The organism is Nocardiopsis sp. CNZ308 (assembly GCF_004217075.1).
The window spans coordinates 3,257,387-3,274,290 of record NZ_SHKJ01000001.1 but is presented as its reverse complement, the minus strand read 5'-3'; the positions used below and the strand labels follow the sequence as shown (position 1 = coordinate 3,274,290).

Sequence of the window (16,904 nt, the reverse complement as noted above, 5' to 3'; positions counted from 1 at the left end):
GCGTGCGTTAAGTCACATCAATTCGGTGGAAAGCTCGCGACATAACGCCACTTGAGGGCTCCGCGCCCGCGCCACACGGTACGCCGGAAGGGGCTCTCGGCACACCCGCAACGCCGACACGCGCGAGGACGCGGCCTTTGGCGCGGCCGCGCGAGGGCAGGGGGTGAGTCGGGCCCCGGCCCCCACCCGGGGCGCGCCCGCGGGCGGGGCGGCCCGCACCCCGGAGGCGCCCTTGAGATTTCCGGTCTTTTCGCGCAGACCCCGTGTAGTACTACGTTGAGTCGTACTACAATTGGTCGCATCGCCGCGCCGCAGTTCCCGGGTCGATCACCCGTGGGCGGTGGGGCGGAGAAACCCCCTGACCCGGCCGTGGTGACGCGGCACGGGGCCAGGGACCACCAGCCACGGATCGGAGGCGCCTGTGAACCGCCTGTACCACGAGAGCGAGGACTGGGTCCTGCAGGGCAACTGCCGCTCGCAGGATCCGGAGATCTTCTTTCCGGTGAGCAGCACCGGGATCGGGCGCGCCGACACCGAGCAGGCCATCGCCGTCTGCCGCAGCTGTACTGTTCGCCAAGAGTGCCTGCGGTGGGCCCTGCGGGCGGGAGAGGCTCACGGAGTCTGGGGTGGGACCACCCCCGAGGAGCGCCGCTACATGCGCCGCGAACTCGTCCCGGCCGGTCGTCACTGACGAGGGCGACGGGGACCGCCGGAGGGCGTCGGCCCTCCCGGCGGTCCAGCCCCCTCGATCCCTCCCCGGTCCGGCCCCGCCCCGTCCGCGGCCCGGTCCGGCCCCGCCCCGTCCGCGGCCCGGGCGGCCGCGCCCCGCGCCGGTGCGCCCGGACCGCGCGTCCGCCGTCCCCAGGGGATCTTGCGACCCTCCGGGGCACGGCCTAGGTTCTTTCTCGTGCGACCCGCTCACGGCACACTCCGCCTCCTGCGCACGGCCCTCCTGGCCGCTGCGTGCACGGGGCTTGCCTGGGGCGGGCACAACCTGTGGGCCGCGGCGCCCGCCTCCCTCGCAGGGCTGGCCGCGGCGACCGCGCTCCTGTTCCCCCTGCTGTGGTACTTCACCCGCACGATGCGCGGGTTCGGCGACATCTTCGCCGTCATGGCCTGCGTGCAGATCCTCCTGCACCTGGTGTTCCAGGGTTCGGGCGAACCCGTCCCCGGCGTCCTCGACACCGGCGCCGACCACACCGGGCACGGCCTGCTCACCCACACTCTCGGCCTCGCGCCCGGCATGCTGTTCGCGCACCTGTGGGCGGCCCTGCTGGCGTCGGCGCTGCTCGCCCACGGCGAGGCGGCCCTGTGGTTCCTGACCGCCCTGCTCACTCGGGCCCTGCCGCCGCTGCGCGTGCCCGGCATCGCGTTCGGCGCCCGCGTACCGGTCGCGTGCGCCGCCTCCCGCACCGCTCCCCCGCCCGTCGCGCTCTCGGCGCACGGCCCGCGCGGACCTCCCCTCCCTCGGGCGTCCTTCCACGACGCCCCCGCCCGCACGCCGGAACGTACCGAGAACCGAGGGAAGACATGACCACCACCCGCACCCCCGACACCGCGGCCCCCGCACGCGCGCTCCCGCGCGCGGCCGCCGCCGTACTCGCCCCCCTCGCCGCGGCCGCCCTGGCCCTGGCCCCCTCGCCCGCGCTGGCGCACGACGTCCTGACCGGGTCCAACCCGGAGGACGGGGCCACCCTGGACACCGTGCCCGAGGAGGTCGTGCTGAGCTTCAACAACTCGCCGATGGAGGGCGGCAGCGGCAGCGCCGTCGTCGTCACGGGGCCGGACGAGGAGACCACCTACGAGGAGGGGGACCTGACCTTCGACGGCACGGACGTGTCGGTGGGTCTGGCCCCGCTGGACCAGGCCGGTGAGTACACCATCGGGTTCCGCGTGGTCTCCTCCGACGGCCACCCGATCCAGGACACCCTGACGTTCTCGGTGACCGAGGAGGCCGTCGCCGCGGCGGCGCCGGAGCCCGAGGAGAGCGAGACCGCGCAGGAGCCCGCCGGGGAGACGGCGCAGGAGCAGGCTCAGGAGCCCTCCGACGAGGCGAACGCGGACGAGGCCGCGGCCGAGGAGGAGTCGGGCGGCGTGTCACCGGTGGCGCTGGCGGTCGTGGCCGTCGTCGCGGTCGCCGGCATCGCCGCGGTCGTGCTCGTGGCCGTGCGCATGCGCAGGCGCCCGGGCGGGGACGCCGGGCAGAAGTAGTACCGCAAGGCCGAGGGGCCCGTACGCGCCTCCCCGCGGGGAGGGCGTGCGGGCCCCTCGTCGTGTTCGGTGCCCGGTCCGCCCGCCCGGCGACGGGGAGGGCGGACACGGGGGCGTCGGCGGCGTCCGCTCGCGCGGGGGCCGTGCGTCGGGGGAGGCTGGTGGGTGGAGGGGGGTCGGGGGGCGGGACCGGCTCGGTCGGGAACGCCGGCCGACCGTCGGGGCCGGCGGGCGGGACGGGTCAGACGCGGCGTGCCAGCAGGATGCTGATGTTGTCCTTGCCGCCCGCCTCCATGGCGGCCTGCCACAGGGCGTACACGGCGGCCTCGTCGCTGCCCGCCTCGGCGATCATCCGCTCCATCTCCTCGGGCAGGACCAGGTCGGACAGGCCGTCGCTGCACATGAGCCAGGCGCTGGGGTCGGCCGCGTCGTCCCGGCCCACGTGCGGGACCATCGTGCCGCCCGAACTGCCGCCCAGGGACTGGGTGATGAAGTTCGTGGTGACCGGACGGCCGTCCTCGGACGGGGGCAGCGCGGGCGAGTCGTCCTCCGAGAGCTGGCGCAGGCGGCGCCCCTCCAGGCGGTAGGTGCGGGAGTCGCCGACGTTGAACCAGAAGTTGCCGTCGTTGTTGAGCAGGACGCCCGCGACCGTGGTCCCCATGCCGGAGAACTCGGTGTGCTGGGTGGCGTGGTCCTTGATCTCCTCGTCGATGTTGCTCAGCAGCTGGGCTATCTCCTCGGGGCCGTTGAGCCTCGGCCCCATCTCGGCCATGCGGTGCACGGCGTGCTCGGAGGCGATCTCCCCCGCGGCCTGACCGCCGATCCCGTCGGCGACCGCCAGGATGACGGGCTCCCCGACCGGGAGGACACAGCGCACCGGCGAGGTCATGTTCGCACTGGCGACGGTCAGGGCACCCATGACGACGGCGTCCTCGTTGGCGGGGCGGATAGCGCCCCGGTGCGTGAGGGCCGTGACAATGACTTCCCCACCAGCGACACCCATACGCCCTTCCTCCCGTTTCATCGGCCGTGGCCGGTTGCCCGGCGCCCCGCGCCGGGCCTTGGTCGAGTCCCGTTCAACGTCTGGATTCTGTCACCGTACCGAGCCACCGCCGGAGTGGGTCAAAATCCGCGTACATCATGGCGGAAAACACCCGGATACGCAGTTCCCGCCCCGGTTCCCGCCGCCGGACGTGTCGTGCCGGGCGATCCGCGGTGCGCGCCGGGCACTCCCGGTGTTCCGGTCTGACAGTAGCGGCGGTGCCGCCGACCCGACAGGGGCCACCCACGGGTACCGCGAAACCGCAGACCAACCGGGAGAACTCCGGGGTTACGGACAGCACCGAACCCCCGCGGTTCTTGGTGTCGGATTCGCGTCACGTTGTCGAGACGCGAACCGTCTGGCAGAATGAACCCCGTTGGGTGTCTAAGACGCAGACACACACGACCAGCCCCGTGCGGCATCATCCTGTCACGCACGGTGGCCCCAGTCCTCCCCGACCGGTCGTTTGGTGTGATCTCCGTGCGTCTTCCCTTCTTTCTTCCTCTTCCCCCTCCGTTCAGCGGCAGCCGTACGCGCCATGCGCCTACGGCTCCTCGTGCTGCCGGGAGGCCTCCGCCGGCGCGCCGTCCGACACCGCGTGCCGCCCTCCCCTGACCGCGCCTCGCCTCCCCCCGCAGCCACCTTCCCGCCGGACCCGGCCCCACGGCCCGGGAACCGGCGCCACGGCCCCAGCCCCGCCCGTGAGGACTCCGATCCCCGCTCCGGAGTCGCCTCGGGCGCACCTACGACGGACACCGGATGAGACCGTGTCCAAGGAGTCCAGCCCAGTGAAGATCGCCATGGTCGCCGAACACGCCAACCCCCTCCCCGCCCACAGGGGCGAGCCCGCCTGCCCCGCCAGCCTGCACGTGTGCGCCCTGTCCCGGCAGCTGGCCAAGCGGGGCCACCGGGTGACGGTCTACGCCCGCCGCAGCGACCCCGACCAGCCCGACGGCCGCACCCGCATGGCGCGCGGCGTCTCCGTCGCCTACCTGGACGCCGGTCCGGCCCGGCCGCTGACCCCCGAGGAGCACGCCGAGCACACCGGTGCCTTCGGCAGCGCCCTGGCCTCCGTCCTGGACGAGGACCGCCCCGACGTCCTGCACGCGATCGGCTGGACCAGCGGCCTGGCCGCCCTGCACGCGCAGGCGCACAGCGAGGGCGACCAGACCGGCACGCCCCTCGTGCAGACCTTCCACTCCCTCAACGCCAGCGAGCAGCGCTCCGGCCTCGGCCACCACCCCGAGCGCGCCCGCATGGAGACCATCCTCGCCTCGCGCGCCGACCGCGTGCTGGTCAACTCCACCGACCAGCAGGTCGAGCTGGCCCGCCTGGGCGTCCCCCGCCACCACGTCAACGTCGTTCCCTTCGGTGTGGACCCCGACCACTTCAGCGTGGAGGGCAGCGCCTCCGCCGAGCACTGGCACTCCCGGCGCGAGGAGCGCGCCCGCCTGGTCTCGGTCACCTCCCTGACCGAGGCCGGCGGCGCCGACCGGCTCGTGGAGGCCATGACCCGCCTCCCCGAGGCCGAACTGCTGCTCGTCTCCACCGCCGAGGACCTGGACGTGGCCCTGGACGAGAACGCCCGCCGGATCGAGCTCCTGGCCAAGGAGGCCGGGGTGAACGACCGCGTCCACCTGGCCGGGCCCGTGGAGCGCAAGGAGCTGCCGCGCCTGCTGCGCTCCGCGGACGTGTACGTGTCCGCCGCCTCCTACGAGCCCTACGGCGGGGCCGTGCTGGAGGCCATGGCGTGCGGCCTGCCCGTGGTGGCCACCGCCACCGGCGCCACCCCGGGGGCCGTCCTGCACCGCACCAGCGGCGTGCTGATGCGCTTCGGCCGCCCCGACGAGGTCGTGCGCTCCGTGCGCGCGGTCCTCAGCACCCCGACCATGAGCACCGCGTACGGCATCGCCGCCGTGGACCGTGCCCGCTCCCGGTTCACCTGGCAGCGGATCGCCGTCGAGACGGAGCTCGCCTACGAGCGCTCCCGCCCGCAGCGGACGGAACAGGACCGCGCCGACGAGGACGAGACGGACGGTCTGCTACTGTCCGGGACCGCGCGCTGAGCCGTGCCCGCCCTCACAGCGTGCCCGGCCCACCGGCCCCCCGGGGTTCCCTCCGAGGGGCCGCAGCGGGTACACAGACAGTGGCGCCCGGCGGCCGGACGGCCGGCCCCGGGCGCGGACACCACGTACCGATGACCTTCGAACACCAGGGACTGCTCTTCCGCCGCGAGCAGCGGTTCCACGAGGTGGCCCGGCAGCGGTTGCGCTCAGCCGTACGCGAAAACGCCCACACGGTGCTCGCGGTCTCCGATGAACGCGCGGCAGCGCTCACCGGGGCGCTGTCGGCCTCCGAGCGCGAGCGCGTGCACGTCCTGGAGCGGAACCGGTTCTACGACGCCCCGGGGCGCACCCTGGCCGCCCTGCACCGCCTGGCGCTGGTCCACGGCCCCGTGCCGGTGGTCGTGGTGGCCGAGCCGCCGCTGCCGGTCTCGAAGATGGAACTGCGCGAGTGGCACCGGCTGGAGTCGGTGCTGTCCACGGCGCTGGCCCCGCAGCGGCTGAGCCTGCTGTGCGTCCACGACGACCGCGACCTGACCACGCGGACGCGGTCCGCGGTCGTGGCCACCCACCCGGTGCTGGTGGAGTCCGACGGGCCCCGCCCCAACCCCGCCTACCTGGGCACGGCCGCCTTCGGCACCCGGCCGGTCGCCCCGGAGCCGCTGCCGGTCAGCGGGCCCGCGCACCGGCTGGAGATCGGTCTGTCCCTGCCGCGGCTGCGCGCCGACCTGGCGGCGCTCGGCGAGTCCATGGGGTTCCCGCCCGGGCGGATCGACAGCCTGGTGGTGGCGGTCAACGAGCTGGCCGCCAACGTGCTGGAGCACGGGGCGGGCAAGGGCACCGTGCAGGTCTGGCGCGCCCCCGGGCGGTGGGTGTGCGACGTGTTCGACGAGCGCGGCGGGCTCTTCGACCCGCTCACCGGCTACCGCCCGGCCGACAGCATGCGCCCGCGCGGGTACGGGCTGTGGATCACCCGGCAGACCTGCGACTTCCTGGAGATCAGCGGCAGCGGCGAGGGCTCCCTGGTACGGCTGCACTTCGTGGACGGGGCCGGGGAGTCCGGGGCCGCCCGGGAGGCCGGGACGCGGGCGCCGCTCAGCCCCTGAGGGAGTCCGCCGCGGCTCCGGTGCTGGCCGCGATCGGGATGACCTGGTCGATCCCGGCTATCACGAACAGGCGGTTGACCTGCGGCTGCGGCTCGGCGACCATCAGGCCCACGCCCAGGTCGCGGGCCTGCCGGTAGGCGGCGACGAGCACGCCGATGCAGCGCGAGTCGCAGAAGGACACCTTGGCGAGGTCGACCACCACCCCCCGGGGCGGTTCGGCGGCCAGGAGGCCGTCGAGGACGTCGGCAAGCGCGGGAGAGGTCACCGCGTCCATCTCCCCCGCGGGGGTGACGACGACGACGTCATCCTCGCGACGGATCGAGATGTCTGACGTCACGGTCACTTCTCCTTCTTGTTCCGGGAGGGCCCCGAGCCCTCATCATGGCGCTTTTCGATCACGCTCGGGACTCATCGCCCGGTGTTGCCCGCCCGTTCACCTTCGCTCGGGGCGCATCCGGGGCTGGGGACCGGTGTTCTCCGCCACGAGGTCGCGGGCCACGTCCACCACCCGTTTGCGGTTGCGCTGGGCGACCTCGCGCAGCGCGGCGAAGGCGGTGTCGGCGTCGCAGCCGCGGGCGTGCATGATGATGCCCTTGGCCTGGTCGATCACCGTACGCGCGGACATGGCCCGGCGCATGTGGGCGGTCTCCCTGGCCACGTCGGCCTGGCGTCCGGCACTGTACAGCGACACGGCGGCGTGCTCGGCGAGCAGGGCGGTCAGCGGGGCGACGACCTCCTCGTCGAAGGCGTCGGCCCGGCCGGAGTGCACGCCGAAGGTGATCACCCGGTCGTCGCCCTCGCCGGGCAGCAGGCTGGGCAGGGTGATGGAGGAGCGGTCCCCGCACTGGACCGCCATGCTGGTGTAGCGGGGCCAGCGGTGGGGTTCGCGCAGGATGTCGCCCACCCGCACCCGGCCCATCTCGCGGACGGCCTCGACGGTGGGCCCCTGGTCGGTGGTGTACTGGTGCTCGAAGGCCGCGGACAGGTCCGCGTGGGAGGCTCCGTAGTCGGTGACCACGTGCCGCACGGAGCCGTCGGACCCCTCGACCTCGCGCCAGACCACGACGAGCGCGGCCGAGCAGCCCGGGACGCCCAGGGCCGCGGCCCTGCTCATCTGGTCCAGGGCCCGTTCCAGGGTGGTGCCATCCGCCTGTCCCAGCGCGCCGATATCCCGGGCCAGGCGTTCGATCCACACAGTCGGGGCCTCCTTGCCGTTTCCGGGCTCGGACTAACCGTAACCTTGGAAGACCGCGGCAGCGGACATCCGCCCGCTTCGGGAAGACGCCATCCACGACGGGAGACCTGAGCGTGTCGGAGAACCTCGCCGGGTTGCAGCGTGAGATCACCGCACTGGGTGAACGCATCGCGGCCCTGCGCAACACGCACACCATGTATCCCGACGACGCCCAGGGCACCGCCGAGGCGGCCCTGGCCGAACTGGAGTACGCCGAGCGCCTGCTGGGCGACGCGGGGGCCGAACTGGCCCGGGCCCACGCCCAGCCCGAGCCGCGCCGCCAGGGCGACGACGGCGACCGGGCCCTGCTGCGCGCGATGTTCCAGGAGCTGAGCGTCCCCACGGTGCTGCTGGACCACGAGGGCTACATCCGGCGCATCAACAACTCCGGGGCCGCGCGGCTGGGCAGCGCGCCGGGCTACCTCACCGGCAAGCCCTTCGCCCACTTCGTCGACCTGCGCAAGCGCGCGGCCATGCAGTCCTGGCTGGCCGCGGTGCTGCGCGGCGACGGCGACGCCGCGCTGGAGTCCCGGCTGGCCCAGCGCGGCTGGGCCGAGGACGTGCACCTGACCCTGACGCGCCTGGAGCTGCCCACCGAGCCCAACCCGCTGGTGCTGGTGGCGATGTCGCCGCCGATGAACGGCGCCGAGGAGGAGGGCCCCGCCCCGCTGGAGACGGAGGTGGAGGACCAGGTGGTGGTGCTGGCCGCGCGCAGGCTGGACGTGCTGACCCGGATGACGCGGCTGCTGCTGCGCTCGGCCGGTCCGGGCGGTGCGGGCGAACCGCTCGCGCTCGCGGACGCGGCCGACCTGCTGGCCGACTCCTACGCCGACTGGGTGGTCGTGGACGTGTGCGACCTGCCCACCTCCTCCGTGGCGCCCCGCCGCGCCGTGGTCGCGGGTCCGGCCGACGCGCTCCCGGCGCAGAGGGAGGCGGTGGCCTCGGCCGCGCCCGGCGACTCCGACATCCCGGGCGAGGTGCTGGAGCGGGGCCAGTCCCTGCTGTTCCCGCTGATCGAGGACGAGGCCGTGCTGGGCCACGCCCCGTCCGGGGCGCCGCTGCTGTCGATGCTGGGCGCGGGCTCGCTGTTGTCGGTCCCCCTGCGCGGCAGCCGGGGCGTGCGCGGTGCGCTCACCCTGATCCGCCGCAGCAACCGGGGCAGCTTCCGCCTGGCCGACCTGGGCCTGATCGAGGAGATCGGCGAGCACATCGGCCTGGCGCTGCCGCCCCGGCCCTCCGCCTGAGGGGTGTTCCTCCGGGGCTCCGCCCCGTGCCCGGACGCCCGGAGAGCGGGAACCTCCGGCGCCTACGGCGGGTTCGCCCGTGCCCACCCGTCGCCCGCCACCGCCCTCGAACGACGCCTACGGCTCAGTCCTCCCGTGAAAACCCGCCTCCGGAACCCCGCGGGCGCCCGAGCCGGCCCCCGAAGGGGATTCCTCCCAGGATGAGGGCCCTCGTCATTCGGGGCCGTGGAGGGTGTCCACCAGGGTGGACAGGCGCGAGACCGCGCTGTCCACCCGGCGCACGCCGTCCACGAGACTCTGGTCCACGTCCTGGTAGTTGGTCACGATGTGCTCGCGCAGCTGGGCGAGGTCTGTCTGGACCTGGCGGGAGCGCTGCGCCAGCTGCTCGGCCAGGACCTTGCCGGGCTCGCCCGTCTCCTGGCCCAGGTCGCGCTGGAGGGCGCGGGCCTGTTCGCGCATCTGCGCCTTGAGCTGGTGCAGCTCCACGAACACCTCGACCTTGGAGCGCAGCACCCAGGGGTCGAACGGCTTGAGCAGGAAGTCCACCGCGCGCGAGGCGTAGCCGCGGAAGACCTGGTGCCGGTCGACCTCCTGGGCGGTCAGGAAGATGATCGGCACGTCCTTGGTCTTCTCGCGCTGCTTGATGTGCGCGGCGGTCTCGAAGCCGTCCATCCCCGGCATGACCACGTCGAGCAGGATGACCGCGAAGTCGGTGCCCAGAAGGTGCTTGAGCGCCTCCTCACCGGAGTTGGCCCTGACCAGGTTCTGGTCGAGTGAGGTGAGTGCGGCCTCCAGCGCGATCAGGTTCTCGTCGCGGTCGTCGACGAGAAGGATGTTGGCCTTCTGGGTCACGTCGGGTTACTCCAGGTCTTCGCTCGGGGTGCTGGTGCCAGTCTCCCCGTTCGGATCGTTGTCATGCCCGGCACCGGCCTCCTCCGGCCCGGACGTCGCGCGGTTGTGCCCGTCCGGAACCGCGCCGCCCCCGCCGTCGGCCGCCGCTCCGGCGATGGTCTCCTCGCGTCCCGCGGTGAGCCAGCGCCGCATGACGTCCAGCAGGTGGTCCAGGTCGACCGGCTTGGTCACGTAGTCCGTGGCGCCCGCCGCGAGGCTGCGCTCGCGGTCCCCCTGCATCGCCTTGGCGGTGAGCGAGATGATCGGCAGACCGGCGAACTGCGGCATCTCCCGGATCCGCTGGGTGGTCTGGTTGCCGTCCAGCTCGGGCATCATCACGTCCATCAGGACGAGCGCGATGTCCTCGTTGGCCTCCAGCTTGGCGATTCCGGCGTGTCCGTTGTCAGCGTAGAGGACCTCCAGGCCCTGTGCCTCCAGAGCGCTGGTGAGCGCGAAGACGTTGCGGACGTCGTCGTCGACGATGAGGACCCGCTGGCCGCTCAGGACGGCCCGCCGCTCGGGGTCGGTGCGCGGCTCGGACTCGGCCGGCTGCTCGGGCGCCTCGCCCTCGGCGGCCGCCGCGTGGGTCTCGGGCGCCTTGAGCACCGGCACCGTGGGCAGCGGCTCGTCGCTGATGTCGGTGAGGGCGGCCAGTGCCGCGTCGAAGTCCTCGTCCGGCATGGAGAAGCCGTCGTCCAGCGAGGAGGAGTCGAAGCCGCCGGTGTCCGCGCCCCGGCCCGAGTCGAGCATCGGCGCCGAGTCCATGCCGCCCAGGCCGCGGAGCGGGGATCCGGCCTCCTCGGCCCGCTCCCCCGCGTCGTCGGGCAGGCGCACCGGGAGCAGCAGCGTGAAGGTGGAGCCCTGGTTGGGCACGCTCTGCACGCGGATCTCGCCGCCCAGCAGCCGGGCGAAGTTGCGGCTGATGGACAGGCCGAGGCCGGTCCCGCCGAAGCGCCGCGAGGTGCCGCCGTCGCCCTGGTGGAAGGCCTCGAAGATGACCTGGAGCTTGTCCTCGGCGATCCCGATTCCGGTGTCGGCGACGGTGAACGCGATGACCTCCTCGTTCTCGACGAACATCTCCAGGTCGGCGTCCTCCAGCGCCCACGCGGGCTCGATGAGCAGCCGCACCTCCCCCTGCGGGGTGAACTTGACGGCGTTGGAGAGCAGGTTGCGCAGTATCTGCTGGAGCCGCTGCTCGTCGGTCCACAGCGTGCCGGGGATGTCCGGAGACACGTCCACCGCGAAGGCGAGCCCCTGGTCCCCGGTGACCGGGCGGAAGGTGGCCTCGACGTAGTCGACCAGCTGGGCGATGGAGACCTCGCTGGGCTGCACCTCGGCGCGCCCGGCCTCCACCTTGGACAGGTCGAGGATCTCGTCGATGAGCAGCAGCAGGTCGCTGCCCGCCTTGTGGATGGTCTGGGCGAACTCGACCTGCTTGGCGGACAGGTTCTGCTCGGCGTTGTCGGCGAGCAGGCGGGCCAGGATCAGCAGGCTGTTGAGCGGCGTGCGCAGCTCGTGGGACATGTTCGCCAGGAACTCGGACTTGTACTTGGAGGAGACCTGGAGCTGGTGGGCGCGCTCCTCCAGGGCGTTGCGGGAGCGCTGGATCTGCTGGTTCTGGAGCTCGATCGCCCGGTTCTGGTTGGCGAGCTGGGTGGCCTTCTGGCGGAGCTCGGCGTTCTTGCCGCGCAGCTCCTCCTGCTGGCGCTGGAGCTCGTTGGAGCGTTCCCTGAGCTGGCTGGTGAGCTGCTGGGACTGTTCGAGCAGGTCCTCGGTGCGGTTGTTGGCCAGGATGGTGTTGATGGTGGTGCCGAGCAGGCTCACCAGCTGGCGCAGGAAGTTCTTGTGGCTCTCGCGGAAGTCGTCGTAGGAGGCGAACTCGATGGCGCCCAGCGAGCGCCCCTCGGAGACGATCGGCAGGATGTACAGGTTGCGCGGGGAGGCCTCGCCCAGGCCCGACCGGACCTTGACGTAGTCCGGCGGGATGTTGGAGACCTGCTGTTCCACCTGCTGGGAGAGGGCCTCGCCGACCAGGCCGATGCCCGCGCGGACGCGGCGGTGGTCCTCGTCGGGGTCGAAGCCGAAGCCCGCGTAGAACAGGAAGTTCTCCTGGTCGTCCTGGTCCTCGGGCAGGTAGCAGGCGCCGTGCTGGGCGCCGATGAGCGGCGTCACCTCGGTCATGATGAGGCGGGCCAGCTCCTTGAGGTCGCGGTGGCCCTGGATGTGGCCGGAGATGCGGGCCACGTTGGACTTGAGCCAGTCGGCGTCGCGCTGGGTGGCGGTGGTCTCGCGCAGGTTGGACACCATCAGGTTGATGTTGTGCTTGAGCTGCTCCATCTCGCCGCGGGCGTCGACCTGGATGTTGCGGGTCAGGTCGCCCTTGGCGACGGCGTTGGCGACCTCGGCGATCGCCCGCACCTGCGTGGTCAGGTTGCCCGCCAGGCCGTTCACGCTGTCGGTGAGCTGCTTCCAGGTGCCGGTCACGCCCTCGACCTTGGCCTGGCCGCCCAGCTGGCCCTGGCTGCCCACCTCGTGGGCCACGCGGGTGACCTCGGTGGCGAACGCCGACAGCTGGTCGACCATGGTGTTGACCGTCGTCTTGAGCTCCAGGATCTCCCCCTGGGCGTTGACGTCGATCTTCTTGTTGAGGTCGCCCGCCGCCACGGCCGTGGTCACCTCGGAGATGTTGCGCACCTGCGTGGTGAGGTTGTGCGACATCGAGTTGACGTTCTCGGTGAGGTCGTTCCAGATGCCGGAGACGCCCTTGACGTCGGCTCGGCCGCCCAGTTTGCCCTCGGTGCCCACCTCACGGGCCACCCGGGTGACCTCGTCGGCGAACGCGGAGAGCTGGTCCACCATGACGTTGATGGTGTCCTTCAGCTCCAGGATCTCGCCCTTGGCGTTGACCGTGACCTTCTTGGTCAGGTCGCCCGCGGCCACCGCGCGCGTGACCATGGAGATCTGGCGCACCTGGTAGGTCAGGTTGTTGGCCATGGAGTTGACGTTGTCGGTCAGGTCCTTCCAGACCCCGGACACGTCGCGGACGTGGGCCTGTCCGGCCAGCTTGCCCTCCGTGCCCACCTCGCGGGCGACCCTGGTCACCTCGCCGGCGAAGGAGTCCAGCTGGTCGACCATCTTGTTGATGGTGTCCTTGAGGTCGAGCATCTCCCCCTGGGCGTCCACGGTGATCTTCTTGGTGAGGTCACCGGTGGCGACCGCCGTCGTCACCTGGGAGATGTTGCGGACCTGGTAGGTGAGGCTGTTGGCCATGGAGTTGACGTTGTCGGTCAGGTCCTTCCAGATGCCCGACACGCCCTTGACGTTGGCCCGGCCGCCCAGCTTGCCCTCCGTACCGACCTCGCGCGCCACGCGCGTGACCTCGTCGGCGAAGGAGTCGAGCTGGTCGACCATGGTGTTCACGGTGTTCTTCAGGGCGAGCATCTCGCCCTGCACGTCGACCTGGACCTTCTGGGTGAGGTCGCCGCGGGCCACGGAGGTCGTCACCTGGGAGATGTCGCGCACCTGGTTGGTGAGGTTGTCCGCCATCGAGTTGACGTTCTCGGTGAGGTCCTTCCAGATGCCCCGCACGCCGCGCACGTTGGCGCGGCCGCCGAGCTTGCCCTCGGTGCCCACCTCGCGGGCCACCCGGGTGACCTCGTCGGCGAAGGTGGACAGCTGGTCCACCATCGTGTTGACGGTGTCCTTGAGGTCGAGCATCTCGCCCTGTACGTCCACCGTGATCTTGCGGCTGAGGTCGCCGCGGGCGACGGCGGTGGTCACCTCGGAGATGTCGCGCATCTGGTCGGTCAGGCGCGAGGACATCTGGTTGACCGACTCGGTCACCTCGCGCCAGGCTCCGGAGACGCCCTCGACCTGCGCGGTGCCGCCGAGCTTGCCCTCGGTGCCCACCTCGCGGGCCACCCGGGTGACCTCCCCGGCGAAGCCGCTCATCTGGTCGGCCATGCGGTTGACCGTGGTGGCCAGGCGCAGCAGGTCGCCCTTGAGCTCGCCGCGGCGGCCCTCGGTGGAGGCGCGGCGGCTGAGCTGGCCCTCCGCGACCGAGTCCAGGACCCCGGCGACGTCGGTCACGGGTTCGGCGACCTCGTCGAGCAGGAGGTTGAGCGCCTGGGCGCTCTCGCCCCAGGCGCCCCGGGCCGGGTTGACGTTGACGCGCTCGTTGAGCCTGCCCTCGTTGCGGACGACGTCGCCGACGCGCTGGAGTTCGTCGCTGAGCTGTTCGCTGTGGTCGACCACCTCGTTGAAGACGGACGCGATCTCCCGCATGGTGCCGCCGCCGCGCTTGCGCAGACGGACGCTGAAGTCGCCGTCGCGCATGCGGTACAGGGCCCGCAGAATCTCGTCGAGCTGGTCGTCGGCCGCCAGTTCCTTGACCGCCTCGGGCATCGAACCCCCTCCTCAGCCTGCTCCGCCACCTCGGCCTCCCGTCCCGGCCCCCGCGGGCCGGTCCGCCCGCGGGCGGACCGGCCCGCGGAGCGCGCACGGGACAGGGGGGCCACGCGGTGTCCACCGCGTCGGCCCCCTGGTGACACCCCGTCACGCTACCGGTGAGAGGTACCACCCGAAAGAAGCGCATGTGTCGACTTACACTAACCGCCCGGACCGCCCCGCACAGGTGGCTTGGCGATGTTGTCCGCCCGCCGCCGCGTCCGGAGGCGGGCCGGTTCGGGGCGGACCCCGGGAACGCGGACCGCCGGGCGGCCCCGGGAGTGCGGACCGTCGGGCGGCCCCGGGAGTGCGGACCGTCGGGCGGAAGTGACGGTTCGCGCGGCACCGGTCACCCCGGCACGCGTATCGTGGCAGTGACCACCACCCCCCGCGCACGCACCCAGTGACGAAGGACACCGACGGCTTGCCAGCACACGACGCGTCGAAGGTCGCTCGACGAGAGTTCCCTCCCGCCCCGGAGACCGCGGCGGCGGCCCGCGAGTTCGTTCACGACACCCTCCTGTCCTGGGGTGTGACCGACCCCTCCGACGACGTGATCCTGCTGGTGAGCGAGCTGGTCACCAACGCCGTCATCCACGCGCGCTCGTCCCTGGACGTGACCGTGCGCCGGTCGGAGGGGGCGACCGAGGTGATGGTCACCGACTCCGTGCCCGAACGCGCGGTCCCGCAGGCCGGGCCCCTGTCGGTGGACACCTCCCCGTCCCGGGAGAACGGGCGCACCGGCGGTCTGGGGCTGGCCCTGGCGTCGGCGATCGCGTCGAGCTGGGGCGTGAGCTACGGGCGCAACGACAAGGCCGTGTGGTTCCGGATCGAGGACGACTCGGGGGAGCGCGCCTCCCTGGAGTCCCCGCCGGTGCGCAGGAGCCCCTCCCGTACCGGGCGCCCCGCCCCGTGGTCGGCGCTGGACTCCGCCCTGGGCTCGCGGCTGTCCCTGCCGCAGCTGCTGGAGCGCACGGTGGAGCACTCGGCCACGGCGCTGGGCGCGGACGCGGCCTACATCACGCTGGCCACGTCCGACGAGACCATGTGGGAGGTGCGCGCCGCGGTCGGGCTGACCCCGGGCGGCGCCCCGTGGCGGCCGCTGCGCGTGCGCACGGAGGAGATCTTCCCGTCGTCGGCGCCGGAGCCGGGCGCGGTGATCAACGACGACCTGATGATCGCCCGCGCCAGCCGGGGGCGCCTGTCGCGGGCGGGGATGCGTTCGCTGGTCACGGCGCCGCTCATCGTGGACGGGCGGGTGGTCGGCCTGCTGGGGGTGGCCTCCCGGCGGGCCCGGCACTTCGGGGCGTCGGCGGCCAGGCGGCTCCAGGAGGGCGCGAACCTGATCGCGCTGCCGGTGGAGCGGGCCCGGCTGGCCGAGGTGGAGCTGAGCAGGCGGGCCTCGCTGAGCTTCCTGGCCGAGGCCAGCGATCTGCTCGCGGGCACGCTGGACGAGCGGATGACGGGTGCGCTGGCGGCGCAGCTGATCACCTCGCGGCTGGGCCGGTGGTGCGCCATCGAGACGATCAACGAGATGGGCGTCTCGCAGCTGACGCACGTGGTGCACAGCGACGAGAACTACAACGACATCCTGCGCGCGCTGCTGACCGGGCTGCCGCCGCACGAGCAGAGGGAGCCGCAGCCGCTGTGGTCCCCGGCCGAGCTGGCCAAGGAGGGGTTGGACGAGCAGCTCGTCCGGGAGCTGGCGAGCGGTCCGGCGATCTGCGTCCCGCTGGTCGCGCACGGGCGCGCGCTGGGGCGGATGACGATCGGCAAGAGCGAGTCGGACGACTTCACCCGCGAGGAGGTGGACGTCGCCGACGACCTGAGCAGCCGGGTGGCGTCGGCGATGGAGAACGCGCGGCTGCACGAGAAGCAGGCCGCGATGAGCGACGCCCTCCAGCGCAGCCTGCTGCCGGCCAAGGAGAAGGAGCCGGTGATCCCGAACGTGGACCACGCGGTGTTCTACCGTCCGGCCGACGAGCGCAACGTGGTGGGCGGGGACTTCTACGACGTGTTCGCGGCGAGCGGCCGGTGGTGCTTCGCCATCGGCGACGTGTGCGGGACGGGCCCGGAGGCGGCGGCCGTGACCGGTCTGGCGCGGCACACGCTACGGGCGCTGGCCAAGGAGGGGTTCACGCCCTCGCACATCATGCAGCGGCTGAACATGGCGATCCTGGACGAGAACACCTCGACCCGGTTCCTGACGATGCTGTACGGGGAGATGACCCCGGCCACCGACGGCGGGGGCGGGATGCGGCTGCGGATGGTCTCGGCCGGGCACCCGCTGCCGCTGCGGTTGAACCAGAAGGGCGAGGTGCTGCCCTTCGGTGCCTCGCAGCCGCTGCTGGGCGCGTTCGAGGACGTGGGGTTCACGACCGAGAACGTGGACATCCGCCCCGGCGAGGTGGTGCTGGCGGTGACCGACGGCGTGACCGAGCGGCGCAGCAACACGGACATGCTCGGCGACGAGGGGCTGATGGAGATCTTCTCCGGCTGCGCGGGGCTGACCGCCCAGGCGGTGATCAGCCGCATCGACCGGGAGCTGGAGGAGTACGCCCCGGGCGGGCGCAGCGACGACACCGCGATGCTGGTGCTGCGCTTCCTCTAGGCCGGGCGTTTCCGGGACGGCCCGGCCGGGGGCGAGGGGGCCCGCACGCCGCACCG

12 protein-coding genes are annotated in these 16,904 nt (G+C 72.7%); 7 read left to right on the top strand and 5 right to left on the bottom strand.

The genetic code is table 11. The features are described from left to right. Positions 1 to 421: 421 nt before the first annotated feature. The 3 genes from EV372_RS14355 to EV372_RS29065 all read left to right on the top strand — a co-directional run bounded on the left by EV372_RS14355 (position 422) and on the right by EV372_RS29065 (position 2,211). Positions 422 to 691 carry a WhiB family transcriptional regulator gene (locus tag EV372_RS14355; protein ID WP_013156198.1) on the top strand — a complete coding sequence of 90 codons (270 nt, stop codon included), beginning with the start codon at positions 422 to 424 and terminating at the stop codon, positions 689 to 691. Positions 692 to 907: 216 nt separating this feature from the next. Then, on the top strand, positions 908 to 1,534 hold the full coding sequence (locus EV372_RS29070) for a copper resistance protein (RefSeq protein WP_165435989.1): 627 nt from the start codon (positions 908 to 910) through the stop codon (positions 1,532 to 1,534). After that, positions 1,531 to 2,211 (top strand): copper resistance CopC family protein, encoded by a 681-nt coding sequence (locus EV372_RS29065; protein ID WP_165435988.1) that lies wholly within the window; start codon positions 1,531 to 1,533, stop codon positions 2,209 to 2,211. The genes EV372_RS29070 and EV372_RS29065 overlap by 4 nt, the downstream gene beginning before the upstream one ends. Positions 2,212 to 2,452: 241 nt before the next feature. Here the strand turns inward: EV372_RS29065 and EV372_RS14345 are convergent, their stop codons facing one another. Further along, on the bottom strand, positions 2,453 to 3,214 hold the full coding sequence (locus EV372_RS14345; RefSeq protein ID WP_017567879.1) for a PP2C family protein-serine/threonine phosphatase: 762 nt from the start codon (positions 3,212 to 3,214) through the stop codon (positions 2,453 to 2,455). Between the two features lie 827 nt (positions 3,215 to 4,041). Here EV372_RS14345 and EV372_RS14340 point away from each other — a divergent pair. Both EV372_RS14340 and EV372_RS14335 read left to right on the top strand, forming a co-directional pair. Continuing rightward, a complete protein-coding gene (locus EV372_RS14340) occupies positions 4,042 to 5,319 on the top strand; it encodes a glycosyltransferase (RefSeq protein WP_130396391.1) in 1,278 nt (425 codons plus the stop codon). Between the two features lie 131 nt (positions 5,320 to 5,450). Continuing rightward, positions 5,451 to 6,422, top strand: coding sequence for an anti-sigma factor RsbA family regulatory protein (locus tag EV372_RS14335; RefSeq protein WP_130396390.1), 972 nt, complete (start codon positions 5,451 to 5,453; stop codon positions 6,420 to 6,422). Here EV372_RS14335 and EV372_RS14330 read toward each other — a convergent pair. Then, complete coding sequence (locus EV372_RS14330) at positions 6,412 to 6,759, bottom strand: STAS domain-containing protein (protein ID WP_026338487.1); 348 nt, start codon at positions 6,757 to 6,759, stop codon at positions 6,412 to 6,414. The genes EV372_RS14335 and EV372_RS14330 overlap by 11 nt on opposite strands. Positions 6,760 to 6,855: 96 nt before the next feature. Further along, entirely contained in the window at positions 6,856 to 7,617 is a 762-nt protein-coding gene (locus EV372_RS14325) for a GAF and ANTAR domain-containing protein (RefSeq protein ID WP_130396389.1), read from the bottom strand. Positions 7,618 to 7,730: 113 nt separating this feature from the next. Between EV372_RS14325 and EV372_RS14320 the strand changes: the two genes are divergently transcribed. After that, positions 7,731 to 8,900: a GAF domain-containing protein gene (locus EV372_RS14320; RefSeq protein ID WP_130396388.1), complete on the top strand. Its 1,170-nt coding sequence runs from the start codon at positions 7,731 to 7,733 to the stop codon at positions 8,898 to 8,900. 213 nt (positions 8,901 to 9,113) lie between these two features. Here the strand turns inward: EV372_RS14320 and EV372_RS14315 are convergent, their stop codons facing one another. Next, on the bottom strand, positions 9,114 to 9,752 hold the full coding sequence (locus EV372_RS14315; RefSeq protein WP_130396387.1) for a response regulator: 639 nt from the start codon (positions 9,750 to 9,752) through the stop codon (positions 9,114 to 9,116). A gap of 6 nt (positions 9,753 to 9,758) precedes the next feature. Further along, positions 9,759 to 14,195 (bottom strand): HAMP domain-containing protein, encoded by a 4,437-nt coding sequence (locus EV372_RS14310; RefSeq protein WP_130396386.1) that lies wholly within the window; start codon positions 14,193 to 14,195, stop codon positions 9,759 to 9,761. A 466-nt stretch (positions 14,196 to 14,661) separates the two neighbouring features. On the opposite strand from EV372_RS14310, the gene EV372_RS14305 reads away from it, so the two are divergent. Then, positions 14,662 to 16,848: a SpoIIE family protein phosphatase gene (locus EV372_RS14305; RefSeq protein WP_130396385.1), complete on the top strand. Its 2,187-nt coding sequence runs from the start codon at positions 14,662 to 14,664 to the stop codon at positions 16,846 to 16,848. Positions 16,849 to 16,904 lie beyond the last annotated feature (56 nt).

Bases quoted from the DNA above. Each gene is read 5' to 3' on its own strand.
- EV372_RS29065 (WP_165435988.1), top strand. From the start codon at position 1,531: ATGACCACCACCCGCACCCCCGACACCGCGGCCCCCGCACGCGCGCTC.
- EV372_RS14310 (WP_130396386.1), bottom strand. From the start codon at position 14,195: ATGCCCGAGGCGGTCAAGGAACTGGCGGCCGACGACCAGCTCGACGAG.
- EV372_RS14345 (WP_017567879.1), bottom strand. From the start codon at position 3,214: ATGGGTGTCGCTGGTGGGGAAGTCATTGTCACGGCCCTCACGCACCGG.
- EV372_RS14335 (WP_130396390.1), top strand. From the start codon at position 5,451: ATGACCTTCGAACACCAGGGACTGCTCTTCCGCCGCGAGCAGCGGTTC.